The sequence below is a fragment of the Salinibacterium xinjiangense genome (genome assembly GCF_014645015.1).
In the GTDB taxonomy this organism is placed as follows: domain Bacteria; phylum Actinomycetota; class Actinomycetes; order Actinomycetales; family Microbacteriaceae; genus Rhodoglobus; species Rhodoglobus xinjiangensis.
On the sequence record NZ_BMLC01000001.1, the window covers coordinates 144,407 to 162,343 of the forward strand.

Genomic DNA, 17,937 nt, shown 5'->3' on the forward strand with positions numbered 1-17,937 from the left:
TCAGCGGGTCGTGGGATCCGAGCCGCCACTCAGGGTGTCCCAGGCACCGAGCGGGGTTGTCGTGTCGTCAGCCGCAACGACCTCGGCGGCCTCGTATTTGCGGGTCGGACCGGCCCAGCGCGGCGACAACACGACCACGGCGACCCCCACCACAACGATGAGCAGCCCTGCCAGTACTGCCAGCCAGGGCCATGCTGCAGTGGAGACCGTTGTAACGATCGCGGCGATCGATTCAGGGCCGCTGACGGCGGTTGCCGCGGTGATTGTGGGAGCAGATGCATCGACCGGCGCCGCGATCGCAGAGATAGCGGTGACCAGGACGACGACACCGATGAGTGATTCGACGGCGCCCAACACGATCCTGAGCACTTTGCCTGCAATCGCCAGCGCTCCGGCAAGTGCGAGACACGCCAGCCCGAGTGCCGACAGCCCTGGAGCAGCAGCCTGGCCCGGAACATCGAGCGGTTGCCCGCCCTCGAGAACGAGGGAGAACCAGGACTGCGTCCAGCTGAGCAGGAGCAGGCCCCCCAACGCCGCGCCGGCAACGACGAGCAGCAGTTTGGCTCGGGCGGAGGTCACGGGATGCGCCGCATGGCATTGGCCACGGCGACGGCCCGAAGCGGGGCGGCTGCTTTATTGTGCGCCTCCTGGTCTTCCGCGGCAGGGTCTGAGTCAGCAACCAGCCCTGCGCCAGCCTGGACGTGTGCGACACCTCCTACGAGAGTCGCGGTGCGGATGGCGATGGCGAGATCCGCATCTCCGGCGAAGTCGAAGTAGCCGACGACTCCCCCGTAGACCCCGCGCTGGGCGGGCTCCAGCTCGTCGATGATCTCGAGCGCCCTCGGCTTCGGCGCACCGGAGAGCGTTCCTGCCGGGAAGGTCGCCCGGAACACATCGATCGAATTCGCGTCACCGGTCAGGTCGCCTTCGACCGACGATACGAGATGCATGATGTGACTGAAACGCTCGACCTGCATGAACTCGGTGACCTCGACGGTGCCCGGGGTGCACACCTTCTGGAGGTCGTTCCTGGCCAGGTCGACGAGCATGAGATGTTCGGCCTGCTCCTTGCGGTCGGCGAGCAGCTCGTCGGCGAGTTCGCTGTCGCGCTCGGGGGTGTCTCCGCGCGGCCGGGATCCTGCAATCGGATGCATGTAGACCCGGTCGCCCGACACCTTGACGAGAGCTTCCGGACTCGCCCCCACGATCGAGTACGGTTCGCCGTCGGTTCCGACCAGGGTGAGCAGATACATGTACGGAGACGGGTTGAGCGTACGAAGGACCCGGTACACGTCGATGGGCTCAGCCGTCACCTCGAGATCGAACCGCTGCGAGATGACCACCTGGAAGACGTCGCCGTCCCTGATGAACGTCTTCGACCTTTCGATTGCCGCAAGGTAGTCAGCCGGATCGGTGCGCGGAGTCGGTTCCGGCACGATCGACAGGTCGACATCGGCAAGCCACGCGCTGGTCGGCTGCGAGATGGCATCCTGCATCGCGTCGAGTCGATGTTGCGCATCACCCCACAGCACGTCGCGCTCCACGGTGCCATCGTTGAGAGCGGCGGCGATGAGCATGACCGTGCCGAAGCGATGGTCGAGCACCACGAGTTCTGAGACGAAGCTCAGCGCCTGGCCCGGAACCGAGAACTCGGCCGGAGGGATGTTCGGCAGGTGTTCGAGCTGGCGCACGGCCTCCCAGCCGATGAATCCGACCAGTCCGCCGGTCAGCGGTGGGTGCCCGTCGACCTTCGGGGTGTTCCAGCGTTCATAGAGGTGCCCGAGCGCTGCGAGCGGCTCGGTGGGGTGCGCGGCGCCGAGCGCGCGCTCGACAGGCAGGCCGTAGTCGAGCCACGTCGCCGAATCGCCATCCTGAGTCAGCACGCCGAAACTCGAGACACCAACGAAGGAGAATCTCGACCAGATGCCTCCCTGCTCGGCGGATTCGAGCAGGAACGTACCGGGCTTGCCCTCGGCCAGCTTGCGATACACGCCCACCGGCGTCTCACCGTCGGCGAAGATCTCGCGGATGACGGGGACGACGCGGTGGCCCGCCTCCAGCCTCAGCGTGAAATCGTCAGCCGTCGTGGAGTTATGCATCGGGGGCTCCTACTGCAGGTTCGAGCGGGTCGACGTCGAAGCAGGCATGAGCGCCGGTGTGGCAGGCTGGGCCGTGCTGGTCGACGGTCACGAGAAGGCTGTCTGCGTCACAGTCGAGAGCGGCTCCTCGCACGTATTGTGCGTTACCGCTCGTGTCTCCCTTGCGCCAGAATTCGCTGCGGCTGCGGCTCCAAAACGTCACCCGGCCTTCGGTCAGTGTGCGACGCAGGGCCTCGACGTTCATGTAGCCGAGCATGAGCACCTCTTTACTGTCCCACTGCTGGATGATTGCGGGCAGCAGGCCGTCGCGATCGAACTTCGCACGCTCGATCACGGTGCCGACCGTCTCTGCCGTCAATTCGCTCATCGCACTATCATCCCGGACTCGTGAAGGGCGTGCTTGATCTCGCCCACTGTCAATTCTCCATTGTGGAACACGGATGCCGCGAGCACAGCGTCAGCCCCGGCAGCGATCGCGGGCGCGAAGTGGCCGAGTGCGCCAGCACCACCGCTCGCGATGACGGGGACGCTGCTGATCTCGCGCATCGCGGTGATCAATTCGAGGTCGAATCCGCGTTTAGTGCCGTCGGCGTCGATCGAGTTCACGAGCAGCTCACCCGCGCCGCGCTCGATTGCTTCGCGCGCCCACTCGAGAGCGTCGAGGTCGGTCTCGGTGCGACCGCCGTGGGTGGTGACGACGAACCGTCCACCACTGCGCTTCACGTCGAGGGAAAGCACGAGGGCCTGCGCGCCGAATCGGTCAGCGATCTCGCTCAACAGCTCGGGGCGGGCGATCGCGGCGCTGTTCACGCCGATCTTGTCTGCACCGTGGGCCTGCAGCCGGGCGACATCGTCGGCCGTGCGGACTCCCCCGCCGACCGTCAAGGGGATGAAAACCTGCTCGGCCGTGGCACGCACCACGTCGTACATGGTGGCGCGCTCGTCGACGGTAGCTGTCACATCGAGGAACGTGATCTCGTCTGCCCCCTGCTCGTAGTACTTGCGAGCGAGCTCGACGGGGTCACCGGCATCCCGCAGATCGAGGAAGTTGACACCCTTGACGACCCGCCCGGCAGAGACGTCGAGGCAGGCGATGACCCTTACGGCGATGGTCACGGCGCCACCACTGCGATCGTCATATGCGTGCGGCGTGGATCGAGCTCACGAGGATGGCGCGCGCTCCGACCTCGTAGAGCGCATCCATCACCTGGTTGGTGTCGACGCGGGGAACCATCGCTCGCACCGCCACCCACTCGGGATCCTGCATCGGCGAGATCGTCGGGCTCTCGAGCCCCGGAGTCACGGCGGTAGCCTGCTCCAGGTGCTCGAGCCTGACGTCATAGTCCATGAGAACGTACTGCCTCGCGACGAGCACACCCTGCAACCGGCGCTGCAGCGTCGTGATCCCGGGAAGCTGATCGTGTGCGCTGATGAGCACGGCCGTCGAATCGAGGATGACCGGCCCGAAGATCTCAAGGCCCTGGGCCCTCAGCGTCGAGCCGGTCGAGACCACATCGGCGACAGCATCCGCTACACCGAGCTTGACTGCGGATTCGACGGCACCATCCAGCGACACGATGGTGACCTGCACGCCCTGGCGAGCCAGGAAGTCACCGACAAGAGCCGGGTAGCTCGTCGCCACCCGCATGCCATCGAGACCCGCCAGCTCGGAGAAACGGCCGGGTGCCCCGGCGAACCTGAAGGTGGATGCGCCGAAGTCGAGCGTGGTGATCTCGCGCGCCGGGCTGCGGGAATCAAGCAGCAGGTCGCGGCCCGTGATTCCGACATCGAGCGCGCCAGAGCCGACGTAGGTTGCGATGTCGCGGGGCCGCAGGTAGAAAAACTCGACGTCATTGCGCTCGTCGCGCACACTCAGTGCCCTCGGGTCGCGGCGACCCGTGTATCCGGCTTCGGCGAGCATGTCGGCGGCGGTCTCACTAAGCGATCCCTTATTCGGGATAGCAATTCTCAGCATGGTGGTCTTTCGATCGATGTGGATGTGGGGGCGACTTCACCGATGCCGATAGGCATCAGTGGTTCACCGATGCCTTGCGCGCCAGTGATTTACCGATGCCGACAGGCGTCAGTTGTTCACCGATGCCGACAGGCGTCAGTTGTTCACAGATGTCGCCAGACATCCGCCGGGGTGATGCCCTTCGCGACCATCAGTACCTGCAGGTGATAGAGCAGTTGCGATATCTCTTCGGCCGTCTCGACGTCACTCTGGTACTCGGCAGCCATCCATACCTCGGCAGCCTCCTCGACGATCTTCTTGCCGATGGCGTGCACGCCAGCGTCGAGTTCGGCGACCGTGCCGGAGCCTTCGGGGCGCGACACGGCCTTCTCACTCAGCTCAGCGAACAGTTGATCGAAAGTCTTCACCGTTCAAGGGTACTAGCGGCGGGCGCTACACCCTGACGGCCACAGGTTCCAACCTCACGATGATCGCCTTCGAGACAGGCGTCATGCTCTCGTCAGCCGCACTCGCAAGGGGAACCAGCACATTGGCTTCGGGATAATATGCCGCCGCGCATCCTCTCGCCGTCGGGTAGGACACCACGCGATAGTTGAGCAACTCGCGATCGGGCTCCCCCGGCCACTCGCTGATGATGTCGACGCGCTGCCCGTCGCTGAGCCCGAGCTCAGTGAGGTCATCCGGATTCACGAAGATGACATCGCGACCGTTTTTCACCCCGCGATAGCGGTCGTTGAGACTGTAGATCGTGGTGTTGAACTGGTCGTGCGATCGCATGGACTGCAGGATCAGCCTGCCGGCGGGCCGCTCAAGGTGCTCCAGCTCGTTGACCGTGATTATGGCCTTGCCAGCAGCTGTGTCGAACCGTCGCTCGTCCCGGGGACCGTTCGGGAGTATAAAGCCGCCCTTGCGGCGAACATCCTCGTTGAACGACTCGAAACCGGGAACCACTCTCGAGATGTGATCGCGGATGAGATCGTAATCCCGTTCGAATCCCACCCAGTCGATGCCGTACCTGTCTCCGATCGTGGCCTGTGCAAGCCTGGCCACGATCGCGACCTCCGACAGGATGCCTGGAGCCACCGGAGCCACCCGACCGTGCGTCGCGTGCACCGCGCAGACGCTGTCTTCGACCGAGAGGAACTGCGGACCGGTCGCCTGCAGGTCGATCTCGGTGCGACCGAGAGTCGGCAGGATCAGCGCCTCGTCGCCGATCACGGCGTGGGAGCGGTTAAGCTTCGTCGACACCTGCACCGTCATCTCGGCGCCGCGCATGGCCGCCTCGGCCACCGTGGTATCAGAGATGGCGCTGACGAAATTGCCGCCAAGGGCGAAGAACACTTTGATGGCACCGTCGCGCAGCCCTTCGACTGTCGCCACCGAGTCGGCTCCGTGTTCGCGCGGGGGCTCGAACGAGAATTCTCGACCGAGGGCGTCGATGAACTCCTCGCTCATCTGCTCCCAGATGCCCATCGTGCGGTCACCCTGCACATTGCTGTGCCCGCGGATGGGGGATGCCCCGGCCCCGGGCTTGCCGATGTTGCCCCTCAACAGCAGCAGGTTGATGAGCTCCTTGAGCGTTTCCACAGATTTCTTCTGCTGTGTGAGACCCATCGCCCACGTGATGATGACGCGGTCGGCTGCGAGATAGCGGGTCGCGAACTCGTCCAGTTCGTCGGTGCTGAGCCCAGTGGCCGCCAGGACGGCAGCCTCGTCCAGATTCGCGATGTGCGCCCTGAATTCGTCGAGCCCCACGCTGTGGTCGGCCAAGAACGTGTGATCGAGCACAGTGCCAGGCGCCGCGGCCTCCGCATCGAGAACCCGCTTCGACGTCGCCTGCAACAGCGCCATGTCTCCGCCAGAGCGGATCTGCAGGTACTGGTCGGCCAGCGCGGTACCCTGCCCGATGATTCCGCGCACCTTCTGCGGATTCTTATATCGGATGAGCCCGGCCTCCGGCAGCGGATTCACCCCGATGATCGTGGCGCCGTTGCGCTTCGCCTGCTCCAGTGCCGTCAGCATCCTGGGATGATTCGTGCCCGGATTCTGCCCCATCACGATGATGAGGTCGCTTTTGCCGAAGTCTTCGTAGGCGATGGTCGATTTGCCGACGCCGATGACCTCGTTCAAGGCAAGACTCGTTGACTCGTGACACATGTTGGAGCAGTCGGGCAGGTTGTTGGTGCCGAACGCCCGCACGAAGAGCTGGTAGGCGAAGGCCGTCTCGTTGGCTGTGCGCCCGCTGGTGTAAAAGGTGGCTTCATCCGGCGACGCAAGGCTGTTTAGCTTGTCGGCGACGATCGAGATCGCGTCGGTCCAGCTGACGGGCACGTAGTGCGTGGCGCCCTTCGCCCGGTACATCGGCTCGGTCAGTCGGCCGAGCAGCCCAAGCTCGTATTCTGAGATGCCGAGCATGTCGTCGATGGAGTTTTGAGCGAAGAAGCTCCTGGGCACCGTGACCGGGGTCGCTTCCCAGGTGACGGCCTTCGCGCCGTTCTCGCAGAACTCGGCCGGGGTGCGATGATCTGGATCCGGCCAGGCGCAACTCATGCAGTCGAACCCGCCCTTCTGGTTCATGGATGTCATCAACTGGGCCGTGCGCAGTGGCCCCATGTCCCTGAGGGCTGGGCCCATGGAATTCAGGATGGCGGGGATGCCGACAGCCCAGGTCTCCCGATGGCCAATCTCCAGGTCTGGGTAGGCGCCGGTCTCGCCGGTTTCGCGAATGCTCATCGTGCTGCCACGTTCTCTCTGCTTGGTGCTTCACTGGATGCTGCTGCTGCAATTCGTTCCTCGCCCGAGTACACGACCATGGAGTCGCCCCGCAGGAAGCCGACCACGGTCATCCCGAGCTCTGAGGCGAGTTCAATGGCGAGCGACGATGGGGCAGACACGGCGGCCATCATCGGGATACCCGCCATCGACGCCTTCTGGGTCAGCTCGAAACTCGCCCGGCCCGAGACCATCAGCACCGTACTGCGCAGCGGCAGACGGTCTTCTTTCACGGCCCAGCCGATGACCTTATCGACCGCGTTGTGCCTGCCCACGTCTTCGCGCAAAACCAGCAGCTCACCGGTGACTCCGTCGAAGAGCGCAGCGGCGTGGAGCCCTCCGGTCTTCTCGAACACGTCCTGGCCAGCGCGGAGTCGCTCCGGCAGCGCGACAAGGAACTCGGGACTGATGGACAGATGGTCGTGGGCGACCGGATAGGCGGACAGTGTTCGAACGGCATCGATGCTCGCCTTGCCGCACAGCCCGCACGAACTCGTCATATAGAAGTTGCGCTCGAGACTGGGATCCGGTTTCGGAACGCCCGGCGAGAGGCTCACATCGAGGATGTTGTAGGTGTTCTGCCCGTCCACCGTCGCTCCTGCGCAGTAGCGGATGGCTCCGAGCTGGTCACCACGCGAGATCACCCCTTCCGACACCAGGAAGCCCGCTGCGAGGTCGAAGTCGTGCCCAGGTGTGCGCATCGTGATGCTGAGCGCGGTGCCCGCCACCCTGATCTCGAGCGGCTCCTCGACGGCAAGAACATCGTCGCGCATCACCGGCTCCCGGCCGACTGTGATCCTCGTTACCCTGCGGCGTGCGGTGATTCTACCCATGGTCTATGCCTAGCACTGTCCGCACCTGGTCGTGACCGAATCCCCGCATTCCGACCGCATCACCAGAAAACTCCTAGAGTGGAAGCATGCTTTTCGATGCCCTGATTCTCTCCGGCGGCAGGTCAAGCAGGCTGGGCGGGCATCCCAAATCCGAGCTCGTCTTCGAGGGCGCAACACTGCTGCAGCGCACCCTCGACGCGGTCCAGGATGCCCGGCAGATCGTGCTCGTGGGTGAACCCGGCGGGGCAGAACTCTCCCCCACCACCGTCGTCACGCGCGAGACCCCTGCCTTCGACGGCCCCGCTGCCGCAATTGCAGCCGGGCTGGAGGCGGCCACCGGGCGCCCCGCCGAGTGGATCGTGGTGCTCGCCTGCGACATGCCGTTCGCGGCCAGAGCGGTGCCGGTGTTGCTGGCCAACGCCGCCGGTGACGGCGTGCTCGCGGTGGATGATTCCGGACGGCGGCAGTACCTGCTCGCCTGTTACCGCCGGGGCGCGCTGCTCAAGGCGAGGGCTCGCTCGGTCGGGGGCATGTCGGTGCGAACACTCATCTCAGGACTCAGCACCAGCGACGTCCCGATTCCTACGGGATCGTCTATCGATATCGACACCTGGGCGGATGCCGCGTTACTCGACATCGCGTTCCCGCAGATCCCTCACGAACAGATCCGTCACGAAACCGGAGTGAACCATGACTGAGCATGACGAAGCAGAGACCCGCCGCGTTCTGGCCGAATGGGCCGACGAACTCGCGGGGCAACTCGGGGCCGCCGAAGCACCGATCGACATCGACGAGATCCTGGCGATCGCCGGCACAGCCGCACACACGGTGCTGCGCCCGGCCGCGCCACTCACGACCTACCTCCTCGGCTACGTCGCGGGTCGGGCCGGGAATGACTCCACGACCGCACTCGCGGATGCGGTCGAGACCGTGCGCCGCCTTGCGGCCGAGCGCGGCTCGAACCCGCGCGAATGAGCAGCGGAAAGGGCGGACCCGGCATCGAATGGCATGAGGCTCGGCGACTCGCTGCCGCAGCAGCATCCGGACCCGAGATAGCCGTCGTGAACCTCGCCGAATCCATCGGCCTCATGCTGGCGGGCGACGTCGTGGCACAACAGTCGATCCCGCATTTCGCGTCGTCGGCGATGGATGGTTGGGCTGTCGTCGGCGAGGAGCCGTGGATGCTCGGATCCCCCGACAGCCTCACACCGGGTTCAGCGTGGCCGGTCGTCACGGGCCAGCAGCTCCCCATCGGAATCCGAGGTGTGCTGAGAAGTGAGCACGGAGCTGTGGACGGCCGTGAACTGCGCCCCAACGAGCGCGCCACGAGCGACGAACCGCGCCCCGGCCAACATGTGCGCCTACCCGCAACCGAAGCGACCCGCGGCGAGATCGTGGTCACAGCGGGCTGCATCGTCAACCCGGCACACGTCGCGCTCGCGGCCGCCTGCGGTCTGGACGAGCTCACGGTGCATCCGCGACCCACTGTCGCGATCCTCACGACCGGGGATGAGGTGACCGCAGCGGGTCTGCCGTCAGCGGGGTCGGTACGGGATAGTTTCGGCCCGCAGCTGCCATCAGTGATCGCCATGCTGGGCGGCTCCGTCCACTCGACGACACGTGTCGGCGACGATGAGGATGCCACGGTCGCAGCCCTCACGACGGCCGCCGCCGTGGCGCGCCTCGTGGTCACCACCGGGGGCACCGGACATTCCAGCGCCGATCACCTCCGGTCGTCCCTCGCGCGATTGGGGGCCACCATCGTGATCCCAGCGCTGGCCATGCGACCAGGCGCTCCGACGATGCTCGCGCAACTGCCGGGTGGCCAGTTGGTGCTCTGCCTTCCGGGCAACCCCCTGGCAGCACTGATGGGGCTGTTCACTGCCGGAGGGCCGGTGCTTGCCGCGCTCTCGGGCAGGTCCGAGATATCCACGCACCGCATTCGGCTGGCGACCGACGTCGCAGGCAGCCCGACGGCAACCAGGCTTCTGCCGTACTCCCTGGGCGAAAAACTCGCGTCACCGACGCCATGGACCGGTTCGGCGATGATGCGAGGACTCGCCTCGGCCGACGGGGTGCTGGTTGTGCCGCCAGAGGGCGCTGCTGCCGGTAGCGAGCTCGACGCGCTGCCGCTTCCGTGGTTGCGTTAGCGAAGAAACGCGAGAGTCACTGGAGCAGGTGCCAGCGACTCTCGCGTTGACGATCGAACTACTTCACGCCGAGCAGGTCGATCACGAATGTGAGCGTGCGGCCCGAAAGCCGGTGTCCGCCGCCAGCCGGCCCGTAAGCAAGGTGCGGTGGCGCAATGAGCTGCCGGCGTCCGCCGACCTTCATGCCGGGGATACCCTCCTGCCAGCCCTTGATGAGTGAGGCGAGGGGGAAGTTGATCGACTGGCCGCGGCTCCAGCTGGAGTCGAACTCCTCGCCGCTCTCGAAGTCGACGCCCAGGTAGTGCACATCGACGGTCGATCCGGCCTGCGCCTCGGCGCCGGTGCCCTCCTCGATGTCGATGATCACAAGGTCGCTGGGCTCGGGGCCCTCATAGAACTCGACTTCTGGCTTGGTTCTCGGTGAATCTGTCATGTGACTAGCTAAGCAGATGCCGGATGCCGCCGCGCCCGTCCGCTAGTGGGAGTGCTGCGCCGCGAGCGAACGTAACAGGTCGATGCGGGCGGCCGGGTCATCCGACCTGAAGACCGCCGAACCCGCGACAAACGTGTCTGCGCCGGCGTGCGCTGCAATCGAGATGGTCTCTTCGTCGATCCCGCCGTCGACCTGCAGCCACACATCCAGCCCGGCCTTACCCACGGCGTCACGCAGGAGCCCGAGCTTCGGCATCACGGACTCCATGAAACTCTGGCCGCCGAATCCGGGTTCGACCGTCATGACGAGCACCTGGTCGAATTCGGGGAGCAGGTCGAGGTAAGGCTCGACCCGCGTGCCGGGCTTCAGCGCGATGCCAGCGCGGGCTCCGATGTGACGCAACTTCCTCGCGAGGGCGACGGCATCCTGTGCTGCCTCCGCGTGGAAGGTCACCGAGAACGCACCGGTCTCGGCATAGCCCGGCGCCCAGCGATCGGGATCGTCGATCATGAGGTGAACGTCGAGCGGGCGCGCCGAGACCTCCTGCAGCCGCCCAACCATCTGCAGCCCGAAGGTCAGGTTCGGCACGAAATGGTTGTCCATCACATCGACGTGAATCAGGTCGGCGTTGGAGATGCTCGCGACATCGCGCTCGAGGTTGGCGAAGTCTGCGGCGAGAATGCTGGGGTTGATGCGAACCATGGTGAGAGCCTAGCCAGTGACCCACTCGACCTGCGCCTTCGACAACAGCTGGATGAACATGCCGTCGGTACCGTGCCGGTGCGGCCACAACTGCACGTGGGTGGCGTCAGGCAGGTCGAGCGGCTCCTTGACGATCGACTGCAGCACCGCGGGCGTATCCATGCGCTCGATGTCGACCGCCCTGCGCAGCACCGAGGTCACGATCGCCTTCGTCTCGGCCGCATGCGGCGAACACGTCACGTAGGCGAGCAGTCCGCCTGGCTTCAGCGCGGCGATGGCCGACGCCAGCAGCTTCGCCTGCAGGTTGCCGAGCCCTGCGACATCGCTCGGCTGCTTGCGCCAGCGGGCTTCGGGGCGGCGACGGAGCGCCCCGAGACCTGTGCACGGGGCATCCACCAGGATGCGGTCGAACGATGCCGGGTACAGCGCGCCCACCTCGGTGCCGTCGAGCTCCCACACCTCAGGCGGAGATGGGAACACCGCGAGAGCCTTCCGCACCAGCTCAGCGCGGGCCGGCACGAGCTCGTTGGCTGTCAGGATGGCGCCACCGGCGCGAGCCTCGGCCGCGAGCAGCGCGGCTTTCCCGCCCGGCCCCGCACACAGGTCGAGCCACTGCTCGCCCGCGCGGATCGGCCGTGCCCTGCTGAGCGAGAGCGCGGCGAGCTGGGATCCTTCGTCCTGCACCCGCGCCCGCCCCTCGCGTATTGCCGCGAGGTTCAGCGGGTCACCGTGGTCGAGAATCACTCCCACCGGCGAGAAGGCCGCGGGATAGGCATCCAGCTCGTCCACCGTCGATTCGTGGGGCAGGGCAGCGATCGAGACCCGTGGCGCGACATTATCGGCCGCCAGGGCGCTCTCCAGCTCGGCCTCGCGACCCTCGGCGACCAGCACCTGCCTGAACGCACGCGTGACCCAGAGAGGATGCGAATACTCGAACGCGAGCGCTTCCTCACCCGATCCCGCCTCGGCCATCACCCTCTCGCGCCAGGTGTCGGTGTCGGTACGGGTGATGGTGCGCAGTACCCCGTTGACGAACCCGACCGCGGAGTTGGAGCCGACGGTCTTGGCAAGCTCGACCGACTCATCGACGGCGGCGTGCTGTGCCACCCGCATCGACAGCAACTGGTGGCAGGCGAGTCGCAACACATCGAGCACGGCGGGGTCTATCTTGTCCGTGCTCCGGTTGGCGGCCATCGCGATGACGCGGTCGTAGTAGCCCTGCATGCGCAGGGTGCCGTAGGTAAGTTCGGTGGCGAGCCCGGCATCCGCTTCAGACAGCTTCGCGCGGCCCAGCCGCACGGGAAGCAGCAGGTTGGCGTAGGCGTCAGAGTCACGCACAGCCATGATCACGTCGAGCGCGATGCGGCGGGCGGGCTGGGGCTGGCTCACGATGATGCCTCCGTTGATGTGAGGGCGAGAGCGGGCGCGCCGTCGCGACCTCTCCACCACGATGCGGCATCCATCGCCTTCCGGCCTGCGGGATGAACGGTCACGAGCTGGAGGGGATCTGTCGCTGTGCCGACGAGCACAATGGAACCGACCAGGTCGATCACGCCCGGTTCCTGTCGAGCCGCATCCCTCGCGATAGCAACGTCGAGCAGCTTGAGCCGCACCCCGTCGATCGTCGTGAAAGCACCGGGCTCGGGTGTGACACCCCTGATGACGGCATCCACGGCAGAAGCGGGCTGGGTCCAGTCGATGTCACCGTCAGCGAGAGCGAGCTTGGGGGCAAGGGTGACATCGCCACGCTGCACCTCGCCACGAGCCGAACCGTCGGCAAGGGCGTCTACGACCCCCAGCAACAGCTCAGCGCCAGTACCGGAGAGCGACTCGAGGAGGTGCCCGGCGGTCTGGTTCGCGCCGATGGTGGCGGTCATCCTGCCGTATATGTCGCCGGCATCGAGCTCGGGAACGAGCTGGAACACCGTGGCGCCCGTGACGTCGTCGCCAGCCATGATCGCGCGCTGCACGGGAGCCGCCCCCCGCCACCGCGGTAGCAGGGAGAAGTGCAGGTTGATCCAGCCGAGTCGTGGTGCTGACAGCAATGGCTCCCTGACGAGCCCGCCGTACGCGACGATGACACCGAGATCAGGCTGGAGCTGCTGCACCAGTTCTGTTGCCGAGCCCGCAAGACGGTTCGACCTGATGACGGGAATACCCAGCTTCTCGGCCTCGACCGCAACCGGAGTCGCGGTCAGCACACCGCGACGACCCTGCGGAGAATCTGCGCGGGTGACGACGGAGACGACGTGGTGGTGTGAGGCGGCCAGGAGCGACAGGCTCGGAACGGCCGCGGCCGGACTGCCGGCGAAGACAAGCCGCAGGGAGGGTGACGGGGAGTCTGACAGTGAAGATGACATCCCCGCAATTCTCTCGCGAATCGCGAGCGGGCGTCGCCACGGCTCAGGAGTCGAGGAACGGCTCAACGTCGTCCAGCCTGATGCGGAGGTTGGGCGTGGCGGGAGCGTAACCCTGGCGAGAGCCCGCGCGCTTGCGGCGGGAGGTCGCCGAACGGATCAACTCCGAACGCAGGGCGGCCGCGACATCCGTCCCATTCGCGTAGTCGAACCGGAGGATGGTACGCACAAGCGGGGGTTCGAGATCGACGGGGCCGAGCACGTCGATTCCCGAGACACCGGATGCCGCGACAGCCGCTTCCACAGCCTCCACGGAGCCCGTGACAGTGGCGACCCTGATCGCGGGCGGGAAGCGCAGGCTGCGCCGGTCGGCAAGCTCGGAGCGCGCGTAGTCGGCATGGCGCCACGTGACGAGAGTGGACGCCAGTGCGCCCCCCACCCCGACGAGCACCGATGGCGCTCCCCCGGCCGCCAGTGCCACCGCGTTCGACCACCAGCGCAGGCAGTCTTCGCCGACTCTCAGGCTCTCTCGTGCAACCATGCGCTCGCCGTCGAGCAGCAATACCGCGCGGTAGCCGCCCGCCGCGATCGGTTCGGCGCCGCGCGTCGCGATCACGAGCGCTGGGCCCGATCCCACTGCCTGCACCTGGTGTTCACCGTCGGCGACGATGATGCGGATTCCCGGAAAGGCCCGGCCGAGATCCTCCGCAGTGCGGATCGTGCCGACACCGACGAACCTGAGCTTCTCACCCTCGCAGTGCTGGCACTTCCAGGCCGCGGCCAGCGCCCCACACCACGCGCAGGCCGGCACGGATCGGGCAGTCTTCTGCAGTAACGGACCCTCGCAACGCATGCACCGGGCAGTCTGCTGGCAGTCTGCGCAGGTGAGCCGAGGCGCGTAGCCGGGTCGTGCGACCTGCACCAGCACAGGGCCGGTCTCCAGGGCTGTGCGTGCGATCTTCCACGCGGTCGACGGAATCCGAGCCTGGGCCGCCAGCCGGTCCTCCGAGGATTGCTGGGCCGTGGGGATGACCTTGGGCAGCTGCAGCGGCCGGGGCGAGACCGACCTCAGCCATCCGATCTCTACGAGCCTCTCGACCTCGGTGCTGCGAGAGTGACCGAAGAACATGAGCGCGCACGACTGCTGTTCCTGGCGCACCAGTGCGGCATCCCTGGCGTGGACGTAGGGGCTCAGCGGTTCGCTGTGAAGCGGATCGCCATCGTCCCAGAGCGCGATGAGCCCGAGCGTACGCGCCGGGGCGTAGACCACCGAGCGGTTTCCGATGATGACAATCGGCTCATCTCCGAGGCACCGCAGGAACGCGCGATACCGATCGGGGTTCGATTGCCGCGCGTCGAGTCTCACAACCTGCGAGCCCGGCAGCACATCGAGCAGTGCCGAATGCAATTGCTCCTGGTCGCGATAATCAGGGACCGCGAGGATGGCACTTCTCCGGCCGGCGATCGTTGCTGCGGCGGCCGCGGCCATCGTGACCGCCCAACCCCCAACCCAGGTGGATTCAGCATCGGCGGGATGCACCTCGCGCACCAGCGGGACGGCGTCGACCGCGAGCCGCTCGTTGCCCGCGATAGCCGACTCCAACACCCCGACCCCGTATGACTCGATGGGGGCGGGAGGGCTGGTGACTACTGCCGGAGCCTGCTCGGCCGCGAGCAAGGCTGCCTCCACGCGCACCTGCCGTTTCGGCACGGCGAGCCGGACGATGTCGGTGGCTGAGCCTGCCGCGCGATCGGCGGCCCTTCGGGCGAGCGCCCATACCTCCGGTGCGAGAACCCGGATCGGCGAGACCACCGAATCCAGTTCACTGAGCGTTCCCACGTACTCGCCGCGCGATGCGATCTCGACGATGATGCCGTCGGCGACCCGGCCTGCAGACCGCAACGGAACCCGCACCCGCACTCCCGGAACTGCCGCATCCACCCACTGGTCCGGAATGCCGTAGTCGAAGAGCCGGTCAAGCTGCGGCACGGATGAATCGATCAACACCTTCGCGACGGATCGCACCGGCCCGCTGGCTGGCGTGCTGCCTGGCGCCTCAATCACTGCAGCACAACCGCACTACAGTCTGATCGCACTGCAGTCTGGTCGCACTACAGTCCGCAGGCGGCGCGCAATGCGTCGACCCGATCCGTGCGCTCCCAGGTGAACTCGGGCAGCTCTCGACCGAAGTGGCCGTATGTCGCTGTCGCCGCGTAGATAGGGCGAAGCAGATCGAGATCCCGGATGATCGCACCGGGCCTGAGGTCGAAGACACTGTTGATCGCCTCGATGATCAGATCTTCGTCGACGTGCGCGGTGCCGAAGGTCTCGACGTACAGCCCAACCGGCGATGCCTTGCCGATAGCGTAGGCGACCTGCACCTCGAGGCGGTCGGCAAGACCCGCAGCGACAGCATTCTTGGCTACCCAACGCATGGCGTATGCGGCGGACCTGTCGACCTTCGACGGGTCTTTTCCGCTGAACGCCCCGCCACCGTGGCGAGCTGCTCCACCGTAGGTATCGACGATGATCTTGCGGCCGGTGAGCCCGGCGTCGCCCTGGGGTCCACCGATCTCGAACCGCCCCGTGGGGTTGATCAGCACGCGGAGGTTCGATGAATCCAGATTCGACGTGGCGAGCACCGGGCGTACGACGAGCTCTTCGATCTCGCGACGCAGCCGCTCCGTCGTGACATCGGGAGAATGCTGGGTAGACAGCACGACAGTGTCGACAGTTCGCGGCACCACCCCGTCGTAACCGACGGTGACCTGGGTCTTGCCGTCTGGCCGCAGATAGTCGACGGCGCTCTCGTGACGCACCGCCGCGAGCTTCTCAGCCATGCGGTGAGCGAGCCAGATCGGAATCGGCATCAACTCCGGCGTCTCGGTGGTCGCGTAGCCGAACATGAGCCCCTGGTCCCCGGCGCCCTGCACGTCGCCATCGTCTTCGCTCGACTGCTCGCGGCTCTCGATCGCGTTATCGACGCCCTGTGCGATATCGGGAGACTGCCCTCCGATCGACACTGACACGCCGCACGATCGGCCGTCGAACCACACGTCGGACGAGATGTAGCCGATATCCGAGATGCGCTTGCGCACGATGGATGGGATGTCGACGTATCCGACGGTGGTGACCTCACCGGCCACATGCACGAGACCAGTAGTGACGAGCGTCTCGACTGCGACGCGCGCATTCTTATCGACAGCGAGAAGGGCGTCGAGGATACTGTCGCTGATCTGGTCGCAGATCTTGTCAGGGTGACCCTCGGTCACGGACTCAGAGGTGAACAGGCGCAACGGTGAACTCATACTGTCAAACTCCAGAGGTGATTAGCGTGCTGATACGAGGTCAAGAATACGGTCGGCGACAGACAGTTTGGTGCCGGTAGCTTCGGCGGCGACCACACCTGACGAATCAACCACGGAAATCGTGTTGTGGGCCGTTGCGAATCCTTCGGTCCAGCCAACCCTGTTGATCACGAGCAGGTCTGAGCCCTTGCGCGCAATCTTCTCCCGGCCGAGCGAGAGCAGCTTCGCGTCATCAAGTTCGGTCTCAGCCGCGAATCCGACGATGAGCTGCCCTTGCACCCTGTGATCGGCCAGCGACCTGAGGATGTCGGGATTGCGGATAAGCCGAAGCTCCAGCACGTCGCCCTCGCGGTCTTTCTTGATCTTCGACTCTGCCACTCGCTCTGGTCGGTAGTCGGCAACGGCGGCCGCCATGATGACGACCCCGTGGGACGGTGCCTCTGCCGCCACAACTTCGGCGAGCTCTGCCGTCGTGCCGACCGTGATGACGCGGATTGATGCAGGATGCTCGACCTCGAGATTCGCGACGACCAGCGTGACCTCGGCTCCCCTGGCGGCAGCTGCGGTGGCCAACGCCACACCCTGCCGACCGCTCGAACGGTTACCGATAAAGCGCACGGGATCCAGCGGCTCCCTGGTGCCACCGGCGGTGATCAGGATGCGACGACCCGCCAGATCCTGCGGAGCGACGGCCGATAACCCCGCGGCAACGATCTCGTCGACCTCTGACATGCGGCCTGGGCCGGAATCCGTGCCAGTCAGTTGCCCGACCGCCGGGCCGACGATGGTGATTCCGCGATTCCGCAGCAGCTGGACGTTCGCTACGGTCGCCGGATTTTGCCACATCTCGGTATGCATGGCGGGGGCGATGATGACGGGCGCGGTGCTGGCCAGGATGGTGTTGCCCAGCAGGTCGTCGGCAAATCCTCCAGCGAGCTTGGCGATCGAGTTAGCGGTGGCGGGAGCCACCACGACCAGGTCTGCTGCCTGCCCGATGGCGACGTGCCTGACCTCAGCCACCCCCTCGTATAGATCCGAGTGGACGAGATTCCTGCTGATCGCTTCAAGCGTGGGCCTGCCGACGAACCGCAAAGCACCCTCTGTGGCGACGACATGAACGTCGTGGCCAGCGAGCACGAAGGCCCGAACAACTCCCACAGCCTTGTACGCAGCGATACCGCCTGTGATACCGACGACCACGTTAAGCCGACGTGCCATCACGTGAGCGGGCAGGGCGCCTACAGGCATGGTGCCAGCAGGCGTGGCGCCGACAGGCGTAGCTTCAACAGGCATCGACCCGGTCTCCG

The 17,937-nt window shown here is 65.9% G+C and carries 18 protein-coding genes; 3 read left to right on the forward strand and 15 right to left on the reverse strand.

Annotation, left to right across the window (positions count from 1 at the left end; translation table 11 throughout):
- From IEW81_RS00675 to fdhD, 8 genes are all read right to left on the reverse strand, one after another.
- Entirely contained in the window at positions 1-579 is a 579-nt protein-coding gene (locus tag IEW81_RS00675; RefSeq protein WP_097061858.1) for a Trp biosynthesis-associated membrane protein, read from the reverse strand.
- Complete coding sequence (locus IEW81_RS00680; protein WP_097061857.1) at positions 576-2,099, reverse strand: anthranilate synthase component I; 1,524 nt, start codon at positions 2,097-2,099, stop codon at positions 576-578. Before IEW81_RS00680 ends, IEW81_RS00675 begins: the two co-directional genes overlap by 4 nt.
- Positions 2,092-2,466 (reverse strand): phosphoribosyl-AMP cyclohydrolase, encoded by a 375-nt coding sequence (gene hisI, locus IEW81_RS00685; protein WP_097061856.1) that lies wholly within the window; start codon positions 2,464-2,466, stop codon positions 2,092-2,094. The genes IEW81_RS00680 and hisI overlap by 8 nt, the downstream gene beginning before the upstream one ends.
- Positions 2,463-3,215, reverse strand: a complete 753-nt coding sequence (gene hisF / locus IEW81_RS00690; protein ID WP_097061855.1) for an imidazole glycerol phosphate synthase subunit HisF — start codon at positions 3,213-3,215, stop codon at positions 2,463-2,465. Before hisF ends, hisI begins: the two co-directional genes overlap by 4 nt.
- Positions 3,216-3,234: 19 nt before the next feature.
- Positions 3,235-4,074, reverse strand: coding sequence for an ATP phosphoribosyltransferase (gene hisG / locus IEW81_RS00695; RefSeq protein WP_097061854.1), 840 nt, complete (start codon positions 4,072-4,074; stop codon positions 3,235-3,237).
- A 143-nt stretch (positions 4,075-4,217) separates the two neighbouring features.
- Complete coding sequence (locus IEW81_RS00700) at positions 4,218-4,481, reverse strand: phosphoribosyl-ATP diphosphatase (protein ID WP_097061853.1); 264 nt, start codon at positions 4,479-4,481, stop codon at positions 4,218-4,220.
- Between the two features lie 25 nt (positions 4,482-4,506).
- Positions 4,507-6,807, reverse strand: a complete 2,301-nt coding sequence (locus tag IEW81_RS00705) for an FdhF/YdeP family oxidoreductase (RefSeq protein WP_097061852.1) — start codon at positions 6,805-6,807, stop codon at positions 4,507-4,509.
- Entirely contained in the window at positions 6,804-7,679 is an 876-nt protein-coding gene (gene fdhD / locus IEW81_RS00710; RefSeq protein ID WP_097061851.1) for a formate dehydrogenase accessory sulfurtransferase FdhD, read from the reverse strand. The genes IEW81_RS00705 and fdhD overlap by 4 nt, the downstream gene beginning before the upstream one ends.
- An 86-nt stretch (positions 7,680-7,765) precedes the next feature.
- On the opposite strand from fdhD, the gene mobA reads away from it, so the two are divergent.
- Genes mobA through IEW81_RS00725 form a run of 3 tightly spaced genes read left to right on the forward strand, consistent with a single transcriptional unit; the run spans position 7,766 to position 9,829 of the window.
- The gene (gene mobA, locus IEW81_RS00715) at positions 7,766-8,377 is read left to right on the forward strand and encodes a molybdenum cofactor guanylyltransferase (RefSeq protein ID WP_097061850.1); all 612 of its coding nucleotides are present in this window, start codon (positions 7,766-7,768) and stop codon (positions 8,375-8,377) included.
- Positions 8,370-8,654, forward strand: coding sequence for a DUF6457 domain-containing protein (locus IEW81_RS00720; RefSeq protein ID WP_097061849.1), 285 nt, complete (start codon positions 8,370-8,372; stop codon positions 8,652-8,654). Before mobA ends, IEW81_RS00720 begins: the two co-directional genes overlap by 8 nt.
- Entirely contained in the window at positions 8,651-9,829 is a 1,179-nt protein-coding gene (locus IEW81_RS00725) for a molybdopterin molybdotransferase MoeA (RefSeq protein WP_097061848.1), read from the forward strand. Before IEW81_RS00720 ends, IEW81_RS00725 begins: the two co-directional genes overlap by 4 nt.
- A gap of 58 nt (positions 9,830-9,887) precedes the next feature.
- On the opposite strand, the gene IEW81_RS00730 is transcribed toward IEW81_RS00725, so the two are convergent.
- The 7 genes from IEW81_RS00730 to coaBC all read right to left on the reverse strand — a co-directional run bounded on the left by IEW81_RS00730 (position 9,888) and on the right by coaBC (position 17,848).
- Positions 9,888-10,262: an FKBP-type peptidyl-prolyl cis-trans isomerase gene (locus IEW81_RS00730; protein ID WP_097061847.1), complete on the reverse strand. Its 375-nt coding sequence runs from the start codon at positions 10,260-10,262 to the stop codon at positions 9,888-9,890.
- A 42-nt stretch (positions 10,263-10,304) separates the two neighbouring features.
- Positions 10,305-10,964, reverse strand: coding sequence for a ribulose-phosphate 3-epimerase (gene rpe / locus IEW81_RS00735; RefSeq protein WP_097061846.1), 660 nt, complete (start codon positions 10,962-10,964; stop codon positions 10,305-10,307).
- Between the two features lie 9 nt (positions 10,965-10,973).
- Positions 10,974-12,353: an RsmB/NOP family class I SAM-dependent RNA methyltransferase gene (locus tag IEW81_RS00740; protein WP_097061990.1), complete on the reverse strand. Its 1,380-nt coding sequence runs from the start codon at positions 12,351-12,353 to the stop codon at positions 10,974-10,976.
- Positions 12,350-13,288: a methionyl-tRNA formyltransferase gene (gene fmt / locus IEW81_RS00745; RefSeq protein ID WP_097061989.1), complete on the reverse strand. Its 939-nt coding sequence runs from the start codon at positions 13,286-13,288 to the stop codon at positions 12,350-12,352. Before fmt ends, IEW81_RS00740 begins: the two co-directional genes overlap by 4 nt.
- A 79-nt stretch (positions 13,289-13,367) precedes the next feature.
- Positions 13,368-15,386, reverse strand: a complete 2,019-nt coding sequence (locus tag IEW81_RS00750; RefSeq protein ID WP_229671180.1) for a primosomal protein N' family DNA-binding protein — start codon at positions 15,384-15,386, stop codon at positions 13,368-13,370.
- Positions 15,387-15,433: 47 nt separating this feature from the next.
- Entirely contained in the window at positions 15,434-16,630 is a 1,197-nt protein-coding gene (metK, locus tag IEW81_RS00755) for a methionine adenosyltransferase (protein ID WP_097061844.1), read from the reverse strand.
- Positions 16,631-16,651: 21 nt separating this feature from the next.
- Positions 16,652-17,848 carry a bifunctional phosphopantothenoylcysteine decarboxylase/phosphopantothenate--cysteine ligase CoaBC gene (gene coaBC / locus IEW81_RS00760; RefSeq protein ID WP_097061843.1) on the reverse strand — a complete coding sequence of 399 codons (1,197 nt, stop codon included), beginning with the start codon at positions 17,846-17,848 and terminating at the stop codon, positions 16,652-16,654.
- Positions 17,849-17,937 lie beyond the last annotated feature (89 nt).